Annotated in this window: 17 protein-coding genes; 11 read left to right on the forward strand and 6 right to left on the reverse strand. The window is 43.9% G+C overall.

Features of this window, described 5'->3' with window-relative positions; translation table 11 throughout:
- Positions 1–95: 95 nt before the first annotated feature.
- The 7 genes from ACFSTG_RS00835 to ACFSTG_RS00865 all read left to right on the forward strand — a co-directional run bounded on the left by ACFSTG_RS00835 (position 96) and on the right by ACFSTG_RS00865 (position 6,478).
- Entirely contained in the window at positions 96–1,454 is a 1,359-nt protein-coding gene (locus ACFSTG_RS00835; RefSeq protein WP_380747514.1) for an outer membrane protein assembly factor BamB family protein, read from the forward strand.
- A 582-nt stretch (positions 1,455–2,036) separates the two neighbouring features.
- The gene (locus ACFSTG_RS00840; RefSeq protein WP_380747515.1) at positions 2,037–2,489 is read left to right on the forward strand and encodes a lipocalin family protein; all 453 of its coding nucleotides are present in this window, start codon (positions 2,037–2,039) and stop codon (positions 2,487–2,489) included.
- Positions 2,490–2,661: 172 nt separating this feature from the next.
- Positions 2,662–3,204, forward strand: a complete 543-nt coding sequence (locus tag ACFSTG_RS00845; protein ID WP_380747517.1) for a GNAT family N-acetyltransferase — start codon at positions 2,662–2,664, stop codon at positions 3,202–3,204.
- A 113-nt stretch (positions 3,205–3,317) separates the two neighbouring features.
- Entirely contained in the window at positions 3,318–3,923 is a 606-nt protein-coding gene (locus tag ACFSTG_RS00850; protein WP_380747519.1) for a transposase, read from the forward strand.
- A gap of 221 nt (positions 3,924–4,144) precedes the next feature.
- Complete coding sequence (locus ACFSTG_RS00855; protein WP_380747521.1) at positions 4,145–4,507, forward strand: hypothetical protein; 363 nt, start codon at positions 4,145–4,147, stop codon at positions 4,505–4,507.
- A 195-nt stretch (positions 4,508–4,702) separates the two neighbouring features.
- The gene (locus tag ACFSTG_RS00860; RefSeq protein ID WP_380747523.1) at positions 4,703–5,653 is read left to right on the forward strand and encodes an amidohydrolase family protein; all 951 of its coding nucleotides are present in this window, start codon (positions 4,703–4,705) and stop codon (positions 5,651–5,653) included.
- A gap of 111 nt (positions 5,654–5,764) precedes the next feature.
- Positions 5,765–6,478, forward strand: a complete 714-nt coding sequence (locus ACFSTG_RS00865; RefSeq protein WP_380747525.1) for a hypothetical protein — start codon at positions 5,765–5,767, stop codon at positions 6,476–6,478.
- A 221-nt stretch (positions 6,479–6,699) separates the two neighbouring features.
- Here the strand turns inward: ACFSTG_RS00865 and ACFSTG_RS00870 are convergent, their stop codons facing one another.
- The 3 genes from ACFSTG_RS00870 to ACFSTG_RS00880 form a co-directional block, all read right to left on the reverse strand.
- Complete coding sequence (locus tag ACFSTG_RS00870) at positions 6,700–7,458, reverse strand: potassium channel family protein (RefSeq protein ID WP_380747527.1); 759 nt, start codon at positions 7,456–7,458, stop codon at positions 6,700–6,702.
- Between the two features lie 245 nt (positions 7,459–7,703).
- Complete coding sequence (locus ACFSTG_RS00875; RefSeq protein ID WP_380747529.1) at positions 7,704–9,155, reverse strand: L-lactate permease; 1,452 nt, start codon at positions 9,153–9,155, stop codon at positions 7,704–7,706.
- A 10-nt stretch (positions 9,156–9,165) separates the two neighbouring features.
- Positions 9,166–10,158 carry a 2-hydroxyacid dehydrogenase gene (locus tag ACFSTG_RS00880; protein ID WP_380747531.1) on the reverse strand — a complete coding sequence of 331 codons (993 nt, stop codon included), beginning with the start codon at positions 10,156–10,158 and terminating at the stop codon, positions 9,166–9,168.
- 457 nt (positions 10,159–10,615) lie between these two features.
- On the opposite strand from ACFSTG_RS00880, the gene ACFSTG_RS00885 reads away from it, so the two are divergent.
- From ACFSTG_RS00885 to ACFSTG_RS00900, 4 genes are all read left to right on the forward strand, one after another.
- Positions 10,616–11,320 carry an alpha/beta hydrolase gene (locus ACFSTG_RS00885; protein ID WP_380747533.1) on the forward strand — a complete coding sequence of 235 codons (705 nt, stop codon included), beginning with the start codon at positions 10,616–10,618 and terminating at the stop codon, positions 11,318–11,320.
- A gap of 281 nt (positions 11,321–11,601) precedes the next feature.
- The gene (locus tag ACFSTG_RS00890) at positions 11,602–13,332 is read left to right on the forward strand and encodes a tetratricopeptide repeat protein (protein WP_380747535.1); all 1,731 of its coding nucleotides are present in this window, start codon (positions 11,602–11,604) and stop codon (positions 13,330–13,332) included.
- Positions 13,333–13,443: 111 nt separating this feature from the next.
- A complete protein-coding gene (locus tag ACFSTG_RS00895; protein ID WP_380747537.1) occupies positions 13,444–13,944 on the forward strand; it encodes a hypothetical protein in 501 nt (166 codons plus the stop codon).
- Between the two features lie 236 nt (positions 13,945–14,180).
- The gene (locus ACFSTG_RS00900) at positions 14,181–16,628 is read left to right on the forward strand and encodes a zinc-dependent metalloprotease (RefSeq protein WP_380747539.1); all 2,448 of its coding nucleotides are present in this window, start codon (positions 14,181–14,183) and stop codon (positions 16,626–16,628) included.
- Positions 16,629–16,757: 129 nt separating this feature from the next.
- Here the strand turns inward: ACFSTG_RS00900 and ACFSTG_RS00905 are convergent, their stop codons facing one another.
- From ACFSTG_RS00905 to ACFSTG_RS00915, 3 genes are all read right to left on the reverse strand, one after another.
- Entirely contained in the window at positions 16,758–17,204 is a 447-nt protein-coding gene (locus tag ACFSTG_RS00905) for a universal stress protein (protein WP_380747541.1), read from the reverse strand.
- A gap of 21 nt (positions 17,205–17,225) precedes the next feature.
- Positions 17,226–18,146, reverse strand: a complete 921-nt coding sequence (locus tag ACFSTG_RS00910) for a 2-hydroxyacid dehydrogenase (RefSeq protein WP_380747543.1) — start codon at positions 18,144–18,146, stop codon at positions 17,226–17,228.
- A gap of 252 nt (positions 18,147–18,398) precedes the next feature.
- A complete protein-coding gene (locus ACFSTG_RS00915) occupies positions 18,399–19,763 on the reverse strand; it encodes an acyl-CoA dehydrogenase family protein (protein ID WP_380747545.1) in 1,365 nt (454 codons plus the stop codon).
- Positions 19,764–19,876: the final 113 nt, after the last annotated feature.

Genomic DNA, 19,876 nt, shown 5'->3' on the forward strand with positions numbered 1-19,876 from the left:
AACTGCCGGTGAAGTTGTAGAAAATGCCATTGTTCATGTTTGCTAACCTCAGTTAAAACCAGAGAACCAAATTTATTCTTTTAGGCAAAACTACTATGGCCAATTATCAATCTCTCACCACTTATTTTAGCTTTTCCCTTTTCTTCCTTTTTTTCCTGAATTCCTGTATGCACAGGCAGAATAGCGACATTGAAGGGACCTCTGTTTTTATGAAGGACAGTCGGCACACCGCCTACTACCATTCATCGTCGGTCAAAAATAAGCCGGAAATTCTGTGGAAAGTCAAAACGGGCGCCCAGGTGATTTCTTCCCCGGTACTGGTAGATGATGTGGTATATATAGGAAGTGAAGATCACTTTCTTTATGCAATAGATGCTGCCAATGGGGCGGTGAAGTGGAAGTACCAAACAAAGGGGCCTGTAAATTCCACTCCTGCCGTAGCACAGGGCAAGGTGATGTTCCTCAGCTATGATGGCAATTTCTACGCATTGGATCAAACCGATGGAAAAGTGGTATGGACATTCAAAACAGGCGGAGAATCAAAATTTAAAGTAAAAGATTACTTCAATGGCTCCTTTCAACCCGATTTTTGGGATTTCTATTTGTCCTCTGCCAACGTTCTTGATAACAAGGTCTATTTTGGCTCGAGTGATTCCCACGTTTATGCACTCGATATAGAAACGGGTGACCTGGTGTGGAGTTACAAAACAGGGGCAAGTGTTCATTCCTCTCCTGCAATTTGGGAAAATTCTGTGGTAGTAGGTTCCTGGGACAGTAAGGTCTACTCGCTCGATGCCCACACCGGCAAGGAGAATTGGTCTTATACCACCGGAAGGGATACGGCACAATACATCTGGCACGGTGTTCAGGCTTCTCCTTCAGTTGAAGATGGCATAGCGTATGTTGGCTCAAGGGACGCAAAGTTCTATGCCTTTGATGTGGTTTCCGGAGATACTCTCTGGACCAATAACAATTTTGACAGATCCTGGATGCCAGGTTCGGCTTCTATAGGGGATAAGAAAATCTACACCGGTTCTTCCGACTCCTTTAGTTTTTTCTCCCTTGACAAGGAGACGGGAAAAATAGATTATGCCACGAAAACAAAGTCATATACTTTTTCCAGTCCGGCAATTGACCGTGAAATGGCATATATAGGTTCAGCAAATGGACGATTGTATGGTATTGAAAAAAAGGATGGGAATATTAAATGGGAATTCCAAACCCTGGGCTCGCGAAATGACACCTTAAAAGTCTTTACTGAAACGGGGGAAAGAGATATTGAAAAACTAAAATCATTAGAGGCAGGTATTACAGACATGCCCGGACTTTCCGCTCTATACAAAGATATTTTCATCACTTCAGGGGCTGTTTTGTCTTCCCCGGTAATATTTGATCAGGTTATATTCTTCGGAAGTTCAGATGGTTTTATTTATGCAATAACCGATAAGCTATAGATGCTGAAGCGTCAAAAATGTCTACTTCTGCCTGAAATAGCCTCACAGATTAATGACCAGGTTCAAAACAAAAGAGCATGAGCAGATCGCCACTTTAAGAAATGAAAATACGGTGGTAGTCACAGATTGTACGTTTTAAATACCCCTTGAAAAATGAAAAGCCACATTATTTTTATGTCGACCTTGCCTCCGAAGCATTAAAGGTCATAGAATACTTTCCGTTAGATAACCGGGGGGAAATAGTAAAATTCTAACTTCTATAATTATTACCTCAAAATGTTATTTTTGACATTTCTGTAGGAAATTACCTCTGTATTACCCTCTGATTATCAAATCACTTCATTTTAAAAGGAAAAATTACTCCTTATTACATAATATTGAATAAAACTAATTGATCAAACAATTTTTTAACTAATTTGGTGAGAGAAGATCGTGCTGCCTTTTAACTTTTCGGCTCTCCCTATCTCTGATCTTCTGCTATAAAAAACTTCTAAAAAAGCATTTATGAGAGCACTAAAAGTACTGCTGTTTGTAACAGCACTGGTCAGCCTTGTTTCCTGTTAAAAAGATGATGATCCACAAGTGGACAAAGACATCATCCTGGGAGAATGGAACCTTACGGAGTTCAGCTATTCGGGTATCAATTCTGTAAAAGATGGCGATGAGACCGCTTCGGTATCTTATTCTGCAGAAGCAAAAGATCTCAATGCGCAGGTAGTTTTTCAGGATGCAGGCAAATACACGACCGCGGGTAGTTACACCCTCACCCTTACTACTACCGTAGACGGTGAGACCAGCGCGCAGGACTTTCCTTATCCCGATATTACCGGTAGTGGCACCTACAGAATTGAGGGAAATAAAATGATCACCACTCCAAATGCAGGCGATGAGTTGATCATTCAGGCTTCCGAAGGGATCATCGAGGAGCTTACACCAAACAGAATGGTGCTTGTTATTGAAGAACGTTCGGTCACCAAAATCGACGAAATGGAGGTGGAGATCAACTTCGACATGATCCAGGTGCTTACCAGGTAAACCGGGGGTAGATATTATTGATCTATGGGAAAGTGTTGAGCAAATCACAGGACACAGAAAAATATGTCTCTGTGAACTCTCTGCATTCTCTGCCTGAAACTTTCGAATTTCCTCTTCAAAATGCCATTTTTCGACTACTTTTCAGAAGCTGAAAGCTCTAGAAACAATAGCCATGAAAATCCTCACAGCCCGATTAAGAATCCGTCCCTTGGTAGTCGAAGACCTTCAGGATTTCCACGTTTACCGTTCTGATCCGGCGATGGCGAAATACCAGGGCTATAAACCCATGAGCGAGGAGCAGGCGGAGGCGTTTATCAGGGAGAATTCGGTAAAGGGATTTGGCAACCCCGGCGAATGGGTGCAGTACGGGATTGAAAACCTGGAAAACGGGAACCTCATTGGCGACTGCGCCATTAAGCTGGACGGCGAGTCCGCAGAAATTGGGATTTCGATCTCCCCTTTACATCAAAAAAACAGATACGCGAAAGAAGTGCTTTCCGGCATCCTTGACCTTCTTTTCAGGGAACACCACATTGACAGGGTAGTGGAAAGGGTCGACGCAGAGAATACTGCTTCCCTCAATCTGCTTAAAAGCGTCGGCTTCCGGGAGGATGGTTACTTTCCTGATGTTTTGTATAAGGGGGTATTGTGTGATGAATTTCAGTTTATCATGTCCAAAATCGAGTGGGAGGGAAGGGAAAGATCTATTGAATAATATCTCATACGCTGTGAAAAATTCTGGAGCAAATAGAGCCGGGAAGTAATCCAACAAAAAGTCCAGTTTTATCTCAGAGATAGGCCTTTGTAAAAGCGAATAATAAATACTGTATGTCAGCAACATTTCAGAATAAATATAAAAATGAATCAACCCGTCTGCAGCAGTGGGATTATGGATGGGATGCTGCATATTTTATAACAATATGTACTAAAAACCGGGAGGATCTTTTTGGAAAAATTGTGGATGGCAAAATGGAATTATCTCAGGCAGGTGTTATCGCAGATGTGTTATGGTATGAAATAAAGCACCATGCGAAAAATGTGGAATTGGGGGAATTTGTTGTGATGCCCAACCATATCCATGGCATTATTATTCTGGAGGGAAATAAACGACCGGGCACAAGAGATGAGAATAATGATAATGTTGTAGTAGTAGGGGCAAGGCATGCCTTGCCCCTACTACAACAACAACAATCCAATAATGAACACCCATCGCCTTGTCACCAAAAATCCATAGGTCAAAAACGGTTTCAGAATCAGGGGAAAAATACCCTTTCCTCTATTGTGGGTTCCTATAAATCAGCCGTGACAAAACATGCCAATAGATTAAATTTAAAATTTGCATGGCAACCTCTTTTTTACGATCACATCATCAGGGATCATCGATCCTTTGAAAATATTTCCAGGTATATCATTCAAAATCCGGGTAAACGGTAAGAAGATCTTCTTCGACATTCAATACAGCGCGAGGTCAGAGACCTCACGCAGCCTTCTCATTTAGGTTTTAAAAGCGCCAGGCTGTGAAGTAAAAAATTCTAATAAGTGAACCTCTCTAAATTAAATATTAAAAAAGGAAGAATAAATAACCCTCCTGGAAAATGCCATTTTTTATTACCTTTAAAATAACTTCAAAACATAACATTAAATAAAACCAATCCATGAAAAAATTCCTTTTGATCTCCTCCATTCTGTTATCGCTTACGGCCTGTAAGGACACAGATCCACAAGAAAAAAAAGCTAACGAACCAATAGCCGAAAAGCAGGAAATCCAGGTAGAATCTCTTTCAGACTACGAAGAGGCGAAAGCTACTCTTGATGAATTGTTCCTGCACGCAGAACGTTTGAAAAAAGGAGAAATATCAAAGGAAAAACACGACGCCATTTCTTACCCCATTGGGCAGAAGCTCGACTCGCAAAAAGCGACTTTGAGTGAGGAAGACAGACAGAAACTAAAAGAATATGGGGATAAACGCTATGACGAAATTTATCCTGAAGAAGACCGGATAGTTAAGTCTAACTAAGCTGGAAATTAATATGCCAGGGAAAACACGGGCATATGTTTTAGTATTTTTATTCTATATCTATACTCCCGGCTTCTGAAAAATACCCAGCTGCGCGCAAAGTCTTCTTCTTTGCGCTTTATTTTTATTAATACATTGATTTTCAGTAACTTTAAAAGTGGTGAACAAGCCATTTAACACTAAAATCCTTGTGCTATGAAAAGGTATAATTTATTACTGGGTTTTCTGGCTATTCTTTTCCTGGGTGGCAATTCAATTCTCGCTCAAAAAGCTTTTCAAACACCGGCTTCCGGTAAATATTCCGGCCCAATCATAGATATGCACATGCACACCGGCCTTCCTCACGAAATCCCTGCCGGAACCCCTTCTCTTTGCCGTCCTGAACCCTGTGAAGGAGATGGTGGGGCGACGGTCGATACAAAAGAGCTCATGGAAAGATCGCTTGAAGCCATGAACCGCTATAATATTAGCACAGCCTTTCTGAGTGGGGTGGATTGGGCAGCCGTTCAGGAATGGAAGAAATTTGCTCCAGACCGTTTTATTGCATCTCCTTTTATTTTAAAACCCAATGATCCCGGTGTTGAGAAACTTAGGGAGGAGTATGAAAGAGGGCGGTTTAAGGGTATGGGTGAAATTGGCACTCAACTTAACGGCATCCCTCCCAACGATCCCTCACTGGACCCGTATTTTAAACTGGCTGAAGAACATGACCTTCCGGTACTCATCCATACCTTAGGCATTGGACCTTATACGCCACATTTCAGATCGGCTGCCGGTAACCCTTTATTACTGGAAGATGTGCTTATGAAATATCCAAACCTCAGATTGTTCGTGGAAAATGCCGGCTATCCCTATCGGGAAGAAATGATCGCGATGATGTATCAGTATCCTCAGCTCTATGTTGATGTCTCCACAATAACATGGGTGATTCCGCGTACAGCCTTCTATGATCATCTGGAAGCATTTGTGCGGGCAGGCCTCGGAAAGAGAATTATGTTTGGGTCTGACCAGATGGTATGGCCGGAAAAGATAGGTGCTGCAGTAGAGGCGATCGAGCAGGCACCCTTTTTAACGAATGAACAAAAACAAGATATCTTTTATAACAATGCAGCACGTTTTCTTCGGCTCAAAGAGGCCAAAGAGTAAAATAGAAAGCTTATGGCTACTGCGACGTTGTAAAAATCCCCCGACTTTGCAACCTTTGGGTTATCGCAGATAAAGATTATCTTAGTTAAACAAACCAACCTGTTCCCCAAGTTGATCGGCCATAACAAGAATAATATTTTCACCTACAGGAGACTGAGGCGCACAATTGGTTACCTGGGCATCGCACTTCCGTTGCTGTTGGTGGGGTTTTCTTTAATTCCCTTTTTCAAGACTGAAGTGCAGCCTTCCATCAGTGATTATTATTACACGAATCTTCGCGACATCTTTACCGGTACTTTAGCCGCTGTTGGTTTGTTTCTGATCTCTTATAAAGGCCACGGAAATGCTTCGCTCTGGAAGAATGACCAGCTACTCACCAATGTCGCCGGAATCATGGCAATAGGGGTGGCACTCATTCCTGTTAGTCCTGAAACCGAGCCTGCAAACCTCTTTTCTCTTATTCCGTATAATTTTCCCTGGTTAGGCTGGCTTCATTACATTTTCGCAGCTCTTCTCTTCGGAATTTTCGCGTTGTTAGCGATCAATGTTTTCACCATTGGTCAGAACCAGTCAGAAGACATTCCCGTCAGCACTTTTAACGAAAATCACATTTACCGGTTTTGCGGTAGTGCAATTATTGTTTTGATCTTGTTAATTCCGGTTTCTGAAATGTTCAGGCTGTTCAACTATTCGACGCTGGTGCTGGAAGCCCTGGCACTGTTTTTCTTCGGAATTGCATGGTTGATCAAAGGTCGGGCGCTGGGCGATGAAGGAAAGATAGGGGAGAAGCTTTACCGGGAACACAATTCAATTACTATTGATTGATGAATAATGATCTGTAAATCCAAAAAGAATCTGACGGATCGGTCTCAACTTAACTTTCGCATTCGTTGTCTGTCTGAGCTATTTTTATGCCCGGGAAGGGCGTGAAAATTTGGTCGAAGCCTGCAGGTTGACGAGGATGGTTCATTAAAAAAATAACCTTAAACAAAAAATTGAAGAAACTTAAAAGAATACGACGAAATCTCCGGTTGATATAAGATACCTTAATCTTCTTGTTTCTCTTTTAGTTCCCTTCGCTTTTGTTCTGTTACCGCATTGTTGTGTTCCACATCTCCTGAACTACCTTCTTTACGCTTTTCCAACGATTGAAGCGTTTCTGTTTTGCCATAGAGAATTATAACGTCCCCTTCTTTAATCTCTGTATCGCCTTTCGGGGCTCCAATATAATTCCCATTCAGGCGCCTTACTCCCAGTACCCGAACCCCTTCAGCATCTAATTCTAACTTTTTCAAGGTTTTATTTGTTAGCCAATCTTCCTTTTTCACTTTGATTTCAGATACCCTATAATTCTCTTCCAGGTGTAGTAAACTGTAGTAATCTTTTACATCAAGATAAGTATAACGACTCAAGGCTTTATCTATCAAAGTAGAAAGTTTTCGATCAATAAATTTGCTGCGTGACAAGGCAATTAGGAGCAACAACCCTGAAAAAAGCACAATGATTTCCGTAGAAAAAAATCCTGATTCTTCTATGGATATAAAACTGAAGATCACTGAAGATATAGTGGTAATTATTCCTGCGTTGCCCAAAAAAATTAAAACAGTGAGAATTTTTCTTCTCACGGGATCATTAACTACCAACTCAGATTCCTTGGTGGTAAATCCTACTCCCAAATAAGCAGATCTTGCCTGGAACTTAGCAGCATCTTTAGAAAGACCGGTATGGATAAAGGCTATTGTTCCAATACGGGTAGCAAGTATGGACAGAGTAATTATTACCAATAAAGAAATTATAGCGGTCATCCGGGCCGTTTTTTCACAGTTTTAAAGGAAACCAGAAATTTTGTAGCATCAAAACCTGCAAGTTTCTTTTGTTTTTTGATTCTAGTATTAAAGTTAAGGGCTTTTGGAAGAATATGGAAAATAGGTAAACTTTAATTGCTGAAAGAAGAAGAAACCTATACTCCTATGAACCCTTATATTTTTTTCCGTAATTTCAGATTACCCGGGGAAATTCCAACAGATCAAGCGGAAGCCTTGAACAGGGCTTATAGAATTTCAATTATACACCAGCCCAGAAAACCAGCAATAAGCCCTGCCAGAAGAGCCGGGGCCATGTTACGGACAAGTACTTCTTTATAGTTCGTAAGGTTGGCTACAGAAGCTGCCGCTATGATATTAAACAGACAAATGGCATTTCCAATTCCTGCACCATTCAATTGCAAGGACAGGATTAGGTTTGGATCCAGGTTAAGAAGCCTGGCTGCTTCAAGCTGCGATGGCCCGAAAACCACATTGGAAATAGTAGTACTTCCTGTAATAAAAGCACCTATTATTCCTAATAAAGGACTTAACAGGGTATACCCGTTACCCAGATTACTCAGGAGATCAGCAATATTATCAACCATAGATGGCTGTTGCACGCCGGAATTGATCATCAATTGTGCTATTGCAACCGAAGGAAAGAGAACTACAAAAACCTTCCATAGCTTAACAGAAGATTCAACTAAATAAAAAGACTTGCTTTTTTTGTACAAAGCCACTCCAATCCCAACAATAATAAAAGGGATGAGAGGCGACTGCAAGGGTCTGATGGATGCATTTAGACCAGATGCGAACATATCCGAAAAAGCTAAATCCCAGCCAATCCATCGGTTTAGAGGATTGAATAATTTCGGCAGAAGGAGTAAAATGGCCAGAATTCCATAAGGTAGCCAGGGTCGTAAATTAATTTTTCCTTCGGCTCCCTTTAAATAAAATATCGATAGAATAAGCATAACAAGTGCGGCCAGCACAGTTGCTAAATCTGGTACCAGCCAGGCAAAAAGGCAAAAGGGAAGCGCAAAAAAAGTAAAAAGGAGCAGAATTTTCCCTTTATGTTGTACTGGATTTTGCATTTGAGCAAACATCCTGAATATGGCAAATAAAATAAAAAACTGCACAATTACACCAATGACAGCAGCGGTAAAACCAATTTGTTGTACCTGGGCTTGCGTTAGCCCAAGGGGCAGCTGTAAGCCTGTAATAATGGGTGTTCCAACAGCACCAAAAATCGCAAACAGTCCATCAAATAACAATACTACAGCTACGGACAAAACGGCATTAAAGCCCATAGCAATTAGCAGCAGAGGAACAATTGCGCCAGGGGTACCAAAACCGGCAACTCCTTCAAAAAATGCGGTAAGACAAATGGCCAGCAGAAAAAATCTTATTTCTTTAGAAGGATGCAGGTTATCTAAGGAATGGCTGATTTGTGAAATTAGTCCTGCGCCCTGCATTATATTGTATAAAAAAAGGGCACCAAACACAATCATCAAAATATTCACCGTAGTGAGAAAAGCTACACCCATGCTTCCAAGGAAATGACTAAAAGAAGCTTCCCAGTAAAAGAACAGGACACTGGTAATGGCAAAACCTACCATAACGGCTTCCTTAACTCCTTTGGTTATTGAAAAAATTATCAGGATAAGAATGGGTAAGAGCGAGAGGAAATAAACCATTGGGATTCAGCTATGGTTTTACCTCGTTCTGTAAAGAAGTGCCTTCCCCAAATTCCCTGACATTTTCCAGGGTTACCCCGGCAATTTTTTCCAGCGCATTGCTGGTGAAAAAGGCCTGATGTCCCGTTATAAGAACATTGTTAAAAGAAAGAAGGCGCATAAAAACATCATCCTGGATGACCTTGCTGGAAAGGTCTTCAAAGAAAAGGTCTGCTTCTTCCTCATACACATCCAGCCCCAGATAACTTATCTTCTCCTGTTTCAGACCTTCTATGACGGCTTTACTATCGATTAAGGCCCCCCGGCTGGTGTTGATGAGCATTATGCCATTTTTCATTTTCCGGATGGATTCTTTATTTATGATGTGGTAGGTATCAGGAGTTAAGGGACAATGCAGTGAAATAATATCGGAATGCCTGTACAAGAAATCAAGATCAGTAAACTCGACCCCAATACTTTCTGCTTTGGCAGAACTGGCTATATCGTAGCCTAACACCCTGCAGCCAAAACCCTTTAATATCCTGGCTGTAGCCAGTCCAATCTTTCCCAGGCCTATAAGCCCGACTGTTTTTCCATGAAGGTCAAACCCCATTAAACCCTGTAATGCAAAATTTCCCTCTTTCACTCTGTTATAGGCGCGGTGTGTTTTGCGGTTAAGCGTAAGGATGAGGGCCATGGTATGTTCGGCAACGGAGTAAGGGGAATAAGCGGGTACTCTCACTACTTTTATGCCCAAAGCCTCAGCGGCTTTTAGATCTACATTATTATAGCCTGCACAGCGCAGGGCAATCAGGCTAACGCCCTGTGCGGAGAGCTCCTGAAGGACTTCCGTATTTACAATATCATTTACAAATACGCAAACTACCTCATGCCCTTTCGCCAGTACCGCTGTGCTTTTGTTCAGCGGTAATTCCATGAACTTCAACTCAAACCCAAATGCCTCATTGGCAGCCGTAAAGAACTGCTGATCATAAATTTTCGTACTAAAAAAAAGAATTTTCATCGTGACAGAATATGGTTTAGAAAAAAGGGGACCTCTATTAAAGATCGGTTTTCTTCTGAAATTACTTAAAAAAGAATTTCAGCTAAAAATATTTTGGAATTCTATCAATACAAAGTTGTCTTGCTACCTTTTCATCTGCTCTGGCTTCTTTTGTTGGTGCTCCAAGGATTCCGATGAGCCCCAACACGGGAAACTTTGGGATGCCACCGGATCCTCCTGCTTGTTTACCCGTGACAGCGGACTTGAAAGTGCCCTGGCATAAGTGTCTTTCAAACAATCAATTTAGGAAAAAAGCGAACTTGGTTTATCTTAAATTCTGTATCTTTTTACACCAGTCCGTTACCATAAAATGAAATCAAAATTGAGCACTTTCTTTTTTACCATATTAGTTCTGTACCTGCTTATTTGCATTTTAGGCTACTTTTTTCAGGAAAAGATGATCTTTTATCCCCAGACATTGAAAAAGGATTTTTGCTTTGAACATTTTCAGAATTTCGAAGAAAGATATGTGGAAATGAAGGACGACAAGAAGCTGCACGCCCTTTTATTCCGAACAGAAGATCCCAGAGGCCTGGTTTTTTATCTGCACGGAAATGCGGGTTCCCTGGCTGGCTGGGGTAGTGTTGCTGAAACATTTACAACCCTTAAATATGATATTTTCATCCCCGATTACCGGGGTTACGGTAAAAGTGAAGGTACTGTACAAAGTGAAGCACAGCTGCATGAGGATATGCAGACCCTCTATGACAGAATAAAAGAGGAGTATCCTGAGAACGAGATCATCGTATTGGGACATTCCATAGGATCGGGAATGGCGGCAAGATTGGCCGCGGTTAACAACCCAAAACTTTTGATTCTGCAGGCCCCGACATACTCCCTGCCCGATCTGGTAAGGAATACTACTCCGCTACAGATCTTTCCTTCATTTCTCCTCAGATACAAACTGGAGACCGGGAAATATGTTTCAGGAGCAAAAATGCCGGTGGTGGTCCTGCATGGAGATCAGGATGAGGTGGTGTATTACGGTTCTTCCTTAAAGCTAAAGGGGCATTTTAAACCGGGGGATACCTTGATTACGCTGGAAGGACTGGGGCACAATAATTTTCTGGATACCATGAAATATAAAAAAGAGATCGGGAAGATCCTAAGCGATCATCAATAACCAATGACCCCTCTTCGGTAAATTCCAAATTCCAAGCTCCAAATTCCAAATTCCAAATTCCAAGCTCCAAATTCCAAATTCGATTTTTCCGCAGTTCTTTTTCCGGCTCCTTTCGGGGGTCAAGTAAACTTGAAAAAGAGATCCTTCGCTCCCTTGCAACTCGCCTTGGACAATAGAAAGTCTTTCAGAAATATACTCCCATAATCAATTAAAATAATTTTATCGCCTGATTTTCAGTAATTTGAAGTAAATTTAAGTTGAAGATCAAATGAGGAGGAGCTATGAAGAGGATGAGATTTTTAATGATGTTGCTGGCGGTTACCGTGTTCTCCTGCAAGAACTCAGAGCCCGCGCCACAGGAAGTAGAAGTGAAGGAGCCTTTGGTAAGTTCGTCTTACGGCTGTGCGCCAAAGACCGTAGATAGTGAGTGGTACGAAGGAGACAACAAAGCACCTATTATAGACGGGCTGGATGTGCTGCATTACCCCATAAGCACGATTGATCCTGAAGTTCAGAAATATTTTGACCAGGGCCTGGTCCTTTCCTACGGTTTTAACCATGCCGAGGCGGCGAGATCGTTCTATTACGCCGCAAAACTCGATCCCGATTGTGCCATGTGCTACTGGGGTTTTGCGCTGGTTCTAGGCCCTAACTACAACGCGGGCATGGAACCCGATAACTATGAACGAGCTTACGAAGCCGTTCAGAAAGCAGTTGAACTTTCCGGAAAGGCCACCGAAAAGGAACAGGCGCTCATCAATGCCCTTACAAGTCGTTACGTAGCCGAACCCGTGGAGGACAGGCGGGACCTGGATGTGGCGTATTCTACTGCCATGAAAGCCGTTTACGAAAAATACCCCGATGACCCCGATATCGCCGCCCTGTATGCCGAATCGGTCATGGACCTGTACCCGTGGAACCTGTACGACAAGGACGGTGAACCCAGGGAATGGACGCCGGGTGTCATCACCCTCCTGGAAAAACTGATGAAAGAGAATCCCGATCATCCCGGCGCACACCATTTTTACATCCATGCCACCGAAGCCTCCAACGCCCCTGAACGGGCTTTAGCCAGTGCGAAAAAATTTGATGACGGACTCGTGCCCGGAGCGGGGCACCTGATGCACATGCCCGCCCACACCTATATTCAGACCGGTGATTATCACAAAGGCAGCCTTGCCAACCTGAGAGCGGTGGAAGTTGACAGCGCCTATGTGACCCTTTGCCATGCCCAGGGAATTTATCCACTGGCTTATTATCCGCACAACTACCATTTCCTGGCAGCTACCGCGACCCTCGAAGGGAACAGCACCTGGGCCTTCATGGGCGCCGAGGAGCTGGCAGAACGCATTCATCCCGATGTAATGAAGGAACCCGGCTGGGGTACGCTGCAACACTATTATATGATTCCTTATTTTGTGGATGTGAAGTTCGGTAAATGGGACAAGATCCTCGCCCGGAAACTTTCTGATTCCCTGCTTTACCCCAAAGCCATTTCTCATTACGCCCGCGGAATGGCTTACCTCGGAAAGAAAGACCTGCCAAAAGCAAAAAAGGAATTGAAAAAACTGGAGGTCCTTGCTAAGGATGAACAGCTAAAGGAAATGAAGCTTTGGGAGATCAATACCATGCATTCTATCGTGGAGATCGCAGAAAAAGTACTGAGAGGAGAGATCCTGGCTTCCGAAGGAAAGTTTGACGAAAGTATTACCCAGCTACGGGAAGCCGTCGTCCTTGAAGATGCCCTCAACTTCCAGGAACCCCCGGACTGGTTCTTCTCAGTTCGTCACAACCTTGGCGCGGTTCAAATAGAAGCCGGAAAATATGATGATGCTGTAAAGACCTATGAAGAGGACCTGGAGATCTATCCAAAGAACGGCTGGGCACAGCATGGTCTCAAACTGGCTTATCAAAAAATGGATAACCAGTCGAAAATGAAAGAAATGGAGGCACTTCTCAAAGACTCCTGGGCTACGGCAGATGTGGTGATAGAGAGCTCCAGGACAAAATGAGAACAATTCTTTCAGTGTTTTCCCTAATGATCTCACCTCAAATCAGAAAATAATATTATTTTTAACGAAACTCCTACTTTATCTGAATTACTATTCTTAATACATAAGACAATGATCTATTTACTTTGGTCACTCTTGAATGTACTTGTGATTTTGTATTTCGTCTTTCTCTTAATTGGCTTTATAGCCATAGGCAGGAAAATTTTTGGACGGAAGTTAAGACTGGTTTCCGTCTCTATTATGGTCCTTGGGCTGGTCAATATTATTGCTGCAGCAGGTCCCGAGGAAAACAATCCTGAAACATTCGTGACCGATGTCTACGGGCAAAACGAAACTGAATACAAAAGAATATTGCTTGAAGACAATCTCTCTCTGGATATTGACCTGACGGTAACATATCTTATAGAAAACGGGGAGTTGATTCCCGTTCAAAAAAGAAGTATTCTCACCGGATTTTTACCGGGATTTGAGTGGGATCTGATCTCTGTTTCCACCAGCGAAATAAAGGAAGATGGACAGGTAGATTATGCAGCGGAAGGCGTACTGAAATGGAATCTGTTCGGAATTAATATTTACAGTCAGGCGAAATGGTTTAGAGGTAGATTGCTTTAAGAGAGGATGTTCAGGTATTTGTAATCCTAAAATTCTGGACGGAGTTATCTTCCGCAGGAAAACTTCAGAAATCACATTAACCGGAAAACTACATTTCCGGGATTAATATCTCTTTGTTCCACGGAACCCTTTGCGCGCTCTGCGTGAAATCTTTACTCTCCACAACTTCGTTATTGCAAACTTCGTACTTCTAACTTCTTTCTTTATCTTGGGAACTTTAAAAATCCCATTTACCCATGATAAAAAAGTTACCGATGTACGGACTGCTTTTGGCGGTTGGCGTGAGTTGCCAGACGCAAAAAGGAGTGCCGGCTGAAAAAAGTGAGGCCACGGCTCAGAAAAAACCCCAGGATGATACTAAACCTTATAAGGAAGTTATCACTGCCGAAGCCAAAAGCGACGAAGGCCTGTTCACTACCCATTTTGTAGGCGATAAGCTTTATTTTGAAATCCCGTTGGAGATGCTGGAGAAAGACATGCTGCTGGTAAGCCGTATCGCCGGAGTACCCGCAGGTTTCGGCGGCGGTTATGTCAATGCCGGTTCCAAGGCCAATGAGCAGGTGGTTCGCTGGTCAAAAAGAGGGAATCATATAGACATGAAGGTAATAAGCTTCGAGAATGAAAGCGAAGAAGGTTCCCCGATCTATCAGTCGGTAGCTGCGAATAATTTCTTCCCTATCCTTTTCAGCTCAAAGATCACAGCTTATAATGACGATAAAACTTCCGCAGTAATTGAAGTGAGTAAGCTTTTCAAGGAAGAGGTTGCTGCCATCAACGGGGTTTCACCGAATCTCAGGAAGCGTTATAAAGTGAAAAAACTTGATAAATCCCGCTCTTATATTACTTCGGCAAATGCTTTTCCCGAAAACATCGAGGTGAAGCACGTGATGACCTATGAGGCCGAGGAGCCGCCCGAAAGAGACCAGGCCGGGACCATTACCATGATGATGAACCAGTCTATGATCCTGCTTCCCGAAGAGAAAATGCAGCCGCGCCTGGCCGATCATCGCGTTGGCTGGTTTACCACCAGAAAATATAACTATAATTCCGACGAGCTAAAAAGTGATGACTACAGGATAATCAACCGCTGGAAGCTCGTACCCAAAGATATTGAAGCCTACAAACGGGGAGAGCTGGTAGAGCCGGTGAAGCCTATTGTATGGTACCTGGATCCTGCCACGCCCGAAAAATGGAGGCCATACTTCCGGCAGGGGATAGAAGACTGGAATGTAGCTTTTGAAGCTGCAGGTTTCAAGAACGCGGTGATCGCCAAAGATCCGCCGAGCAAAGAGGAAGATCCCGATTTCAGCCCTGAAGATGTACGCTATTCTGTAGTGCGTTATGTTGCCAGCACCACAAGAAATGCGATGGGACCCTCGGTAACCGACCCTCGTACCGGGGAGATCATCGAGAGTGATATTATTTGGTATCACAACCACCTGCGTTCATACCGGAACCGTTACATGATCGAGGCCGGGGCGCAATTGGAGTCTGCCCGCACTCTTAATACCCCCGAAGAAGAAATAGGGGAGATGATGCGCATGGTGATCACGCACGAAGTAGGTCACGCTCTTGGCTTGCCGCACAATATGAAGGCCAGCTCTGCTTATGCCACAGATTCGTTGCGTTCTCCTGAATTTACTCAAAAGTATGGTCTTACCCCCTCCATTATGGATTACGCCCGTGTCAATTACATCGCACAGCCCGAAGATAAGGGCGTAAAGTTCATCAGGATGATGGGGCCTTATGATCGTTATGCGATCAATTGGGGTTACAGATATCTTCCGGAAGCTGATAGTCCTGAGGAAGAGAAGCCAATTTTAAGTGAGTGGATCCTGGAAAAAGCGGGAGATCCCTGGTATGAATTCGGAAGTGGTTACGGCGGAATTGATCCGCAGTCACAGAGAGAAAGTCTTGGGGATGACCAGGTGAAAGCCAGCGAATACGGACTGGCCAATCTGAAAAAAGTGGTGCCCAATCTTGTGGAATGGACTTCAAAAGACAACACCGATTATTCGGAACTAACGGAAGTATACCGTGAGCTTACTTATATGTGGAGAGGCTATGTTTCCCATGTAGTAGCCAATGTGGGCGGCGTTTACGAAACCCGTAAAACCGCCGACCAGGAAGGAACGGTTTATACCCACGTACCCGAAGAAAAACAGAAAGCCGCAGTGGCATTTTTGAATGAGCATGCTTTCTCCACGCCAGAGTGGCTGCTGGATCGGGAGCTTTTGGAGCGCATTGAGCCTACAGGTGCTATTGAGCGGGTACAGAATCTGCAGAGTCGGGCATTGAATGATCTTTTAGACGAGGACCGCCTGCAGCGAATGGTCACAAACGAGCAGGTGAACGGCAATAAAGCTTACACCGCTGTTGAAATGATGACTGATTTGAGAAAGGGCATTTTTGAAGAGCTTTACAGGTCTCAGAAAGTAGATGCATACCGGAGGAATATTCAGCGTGCATATGTTGATGCAGCTGCAGAATTTGTTCAGAACCTGAAAAAGGAAAAAACCAGCGATGTTACTTCCACCGATATCATCGCTTTGATGCGCGGAGACCTGGAGCATTTAAGGAGAGACCTTAGAGCCAGGAGAAACAGGACAAACGATCAATTGAGCATTTACCATTGGAATGATTTGCTTGCCAGGATCGATGCTGCGTTGTCAGTTGAAGCCTAAAACGGTTTGACCTTTATTATTTTAGCCCTGCAATTTGCGGGGCTTTTTTATTTCTTATTAGCTTAGTGAGGCTGTACTACGGGCTTGAAGAAAGCCTTCAGAAGGGAGCTCCGCTAAAGCGGAGCTATACTATTCCTCGATTGGTATAGCAAGCAGTGGAATATTTGCCTTTTTCAAAAGCTTTAAAGAAACACTCTCCTGTAGCAGGTTGTGCAAAAAGCTGTGTTTGTGGGTACCCACGATAAGCAGGTCAGATTGTAGCTTTTGAGCTTCTTCAAGCACGGCTTCCACGGTAGATCCCTGAATCAGCAGGGCCTCCTTTTCGATCTCGTCGCTTAAAAAGGTATCACAGTACATTTGCAGATTGCGGTGCTCCTCGCGGAACTCTTCGGCTTTAAAATCCCGGATGTACTGAGGACCGGGTTCGTAGCCAACAAAATCGGGATCGGGTTCGGCAACATGCAGCACCCACACCTTTGCGCCGAATTTTTCGGCAAGGCCTTCGGCGTATCCTAGTAATTCTCCCACGGCATCGTTAAAATCAACGGCTACCAGTATGTTTTTTAGATCGGTCATAATATATGTTTTTAGTTAGTTTCAATATGCTTTCTCCCTCGATACCTTATTTTTGAGATCTTCACCACTTTTCATACGTTGGTAATTGTCCACTACCTGCGGCACCACAGAACGCGGATGGGTGATGCTGGCAATGTGGGGTGTGATCATTATCCTGTCTTCCTTCCGGAAGGGATGGTCTTCAGGCAAAGGCTCTTTCCTGAACACATCTAAACTCGCTCCCGAAAGATGTCCTTTTCCAATCATCTCCAGCAGGTCTTCTTCCACCAGGTGGTGACCACGCGCTACGTTGATCACATAGGCACCTACAGGTAACTGCCCGAAAAGGGGTTTATTAAGGATGTCCTCGGTTTCCGGGGTCAGCGGCAGTAAACATACCAGCACGTCAGAACCAATGAGAAACTCCTGCAGTTGGTCCTCCCCGTGAAAAGTGGTGACTTCAGGGATCTCCTTTTTTGAACGGGACCAGCCGGTGACGTTGAAGTTATTCCGGATGAGTTTTTCGGCCACGCCTGTTCCCAGAACGCCCAATCCCATGATACCCACCTGCACCTCCCTGGGTCGTTTATAATGCTGCGGATCCCAGTCTATGCTGCAGTGGTGAACCGAAAGATTCCTGAGGTGGTTGAGGATTAGGGAAAGCACAAACACAGCCATATCTTCCGTAAGTTGCTCATCGATCACCCGGGTGATCTCAATATGTTCCGGGATATCGGGATCTTCTATGATATGATCTATTCCCGCCCCCATGGAAGCGATGACCTTCAAATTTGGGAACTTATTGAAAATACCATGCGGGTGCCTCCAGGAAAGGACGAATTCCACCTTCTCCCTGTCTTTTACATCAGGGTATACCTCCACATCCATATGGGGCGCATAGGCTTGTATCGCCTCTACCCAGGCCTTGGGATCTCTTTGCGGACAGATAATGAGAAAGGACATTTTTTTCACTGTTATGGTTAGGTGACTAGATACTAGAGAATGGAATCCAGACTTGCTTGATTAATATATTAATGACTGGTTTAATTATTCTCTCATCCTCATCCCCGGCTCTCCGAAGGAGAGGAGCTTTAATTAATTCATTTTCAATGCCTATTGCCTACTGGTCTCTGCCATCTATCCTCTGTTCTCTGTCCACTTTCAACTTAAACAAACTGCCTGCTTAGAACTGCGCACTGCCTAATGGTTCAGCCTCTAGCTTACAAACGCACTATAACCCGTGATCGCCCTTCCCACTATTAGAGAGTTGATCTCTTTAGTTCCTTCATAGCTGTAAATAGCTTCGGCATCGGCGACGAAACGGGCTACGTCATATTCCAGCAGGATCCCATTGCCACCCATCACTTCGCGGGCGCGGCTCACCACATCCCGCATGCGCATGCTACAGAAAACCTTTGCCAGCGAAGCGTGTTCATCTTTTAACAGGCCTTGGTCCTGCAATTCAGAAAGTCTGAAACAAAGGGTTTGCATCGCAGTTAAATTAGAGATCATTTCTACCAGGTGATCCTGGATCAATTGGTAGGAAGCGATAGGCCTCCCAAACTGTTCTCTTTTCTTGGTGTACTTCAAAGCACTTTCATAGGCACCCCGGGCACAGCCCACAGCCTGCCAGGCGACTCCCGCCCGGGTCATTCTCAAAACATTCGCAGTATCCTTAAAGGAATCGGCTTTTTTGAGCCGGTCACTTTCGGGAACTTTACAATCAGTAAGGGTGATGAGGGCGTTCTGCACTATTCTGAGTGCCATCTTATCTTCCATTTTTTCGGCCTTGAAGCCCGGGTTCTCTTTGCGTACCAAAAAGCCCTTCACATCGTTAGTTGCTTCATCTCTCGCCCAGATCACGATCACATCGGCAAAAGTGGCGTTCCCTATCCATTTTTTCTGCCCGTTGAGCACCCAGTTCTCTCCATCAAAACTACAGGTAGTTTCGAGTCCGCCGGCCACCCCGCTTCCCACATTGGGTTCGGTGAGTCCAAAGGCCCCGATTTTTTCCAGTTTCTGCATCTGCGGCAGCCATTCTTCTTTTTGGGCTTCACTTCCGCAGAGATAAATGGAACCCATGGCCAGCCCGCTGTGCACACCGAAAAAAGTGGAGATGGAAACATCCACCCTGGCGATCTCCTGCGCAATGATACCCTCCATAAGAAAAGGCAGGTTGGGACAACCATAACCTTCATAGGGAATTCCGGCAATATTCAGTTTTTTGAACATTTCGATCACCTCAAAAGGAAATTTTGCCCTGTTCCAGTGATCATTGATCAAGGGTCGCACCTCGTCCTCCATAAGAGTACGTACTTTAAGCTGCAAATCGCGCTGCTCAGGCGTGAGTTTGAGATCAAGGTTGTAGAAATCCCCGTCAATGGGAGGGAGGTCGTGCTGACCTTTACGACGCTTGGTCTTGAGCATTTTCATCAAACCTTTTAACTGATTTTCATCCAGATTTCCGAGGGTTTTCATGGCTTCAGCGAGATCAATCTGCTTATTGATCTTTGCGAGTTGGTCCAGGTCTATATTCTTTAAAAGGTTGATCGTATTCTTAACTTTTCCGAAGAAGGCCATATTTCAAGGGTTTTCCTAAAAATAAGGATTAAAGGAAAGGCAGGTTGTTAAAGCTTTCTCAAAGCATGGCAGGTTAAATACAGAGACCGCCGGAAGGGGCGGTTCTACCTTTC

Origin of the sequence: Salinimicrobium flavum, from assembly GCF_042684505.1 — a bacterium.
Classification (GTDB): Bacteria; Bacteroidota; Bacteroidia; order Flavobacteriales; family Flavobacteriaceae; genus Salinimicrobium; species Salinimicrobium flavum.

Excerpts from the sequence above, each read along its gene's own strand:
- ACFSTG_RS00835 (WP_380747514.1), top strand. The coding sequence starts at position 96 with ATGGCCAATTATCAATCTCTCACCACTTATTTTAGCTTTTCCCTTTTC.
- ACFSTG_RS00845 (WP_380747517.1), top strand. The coding sequence starts at position 2,662 with ATGAAAATCCTCACAGCCCGATTAAGAATCCGTCCCTTGGTAGTCGAA.
- ACFSTG_RS00850 (WP_380747519.1), top strand. The coding sequence starts at position 3,318 with ATGTCAGCAACATTTCAGAATAAATATAAAAATGAATCAACCCGTCTG.
- ACFSTG_RS00855 (WP_380747521.1), top strand. The coding sequence starts at position 4,145 with ATGAAAAAATTCCTTTTGATCTCCTCCATTCTGTTATCGCTTACGGCC.
- ACFSTG_RS00860 (WP_380747523.1), top strand. The coding sequence starts at position 4,703 with ATGAAAAGGTATAATTTATTACTGGGTTTTCTGGCTATTCTTTTCCTG.
- ACFSTG_RS00870 (WP_380747527.1), bottom strand. The coding sequence starts at position 7,458 with ATGACCGCTATAATTTCTTTATTGGTAATAATTACTCTGTCCATACTT.
- ACFSTG_RS00875 (WP_380747529.1), bottom strand. The coding sequence starts at position 9,155 with ATGGTTTATTTCCTCTCGCTCTTACCCATTCTTATCCTGATAATTTTT.
- ACFSTG_RS00880 (WP_380747531.1), bottom strand. The coding sequence starts at position 10,158 with ATGAAAATTCTTTTTTTTAGTACGAAAATTTATGATCAGCAGTTCTTT.
- ACFSTG_RS00890 (WP_380747535.1), top strand. The coding sequence starts at position 11,602 with ATGAAGAGGATGAGATTTTTAATGATGTTGCTGGCGGTTACCGTGTTC.
- ACFSTG_RS00895 (WP_380747537.1), top strand. The coding sequence starts at position 13,444 with ATGATCTATTTACTTTGGTCACTCTTGAATGTACTTGTGATTTTGTAT.
- ACFSTG_RS00900 (WP_380747539.1), top strand. The coding sequence starts at position 14,181 with ATGATAAAAAAGTTACCGATGTACGGACTGCTTTTGGCGGTTGGCGTG.
- ACFSTG_RS00905 (WP_380747541.1), bottom strand. The coding sequence starts at position 17,204 with ATGACCGATCTAAAAAACATACTGGTAGCCGTTGATTTTAACGATGCC.
- ACFSTG_RS00910 (WP_380747543.1), bottom strand. The coding sequence starts at position 18,146 with ATGTCCTTTCTCATTATCTGTCCGCAAAGAGATCCCAAGGCCTGGGTA.
- ACFSTG_RS00915 (WP_380747545.1), bottom strand. The coding sequence starts at position 19,763 with ATGGCCTTCTTCGGAAAAGTTAAGAATACGATCAACCTTTTAAAGAAT.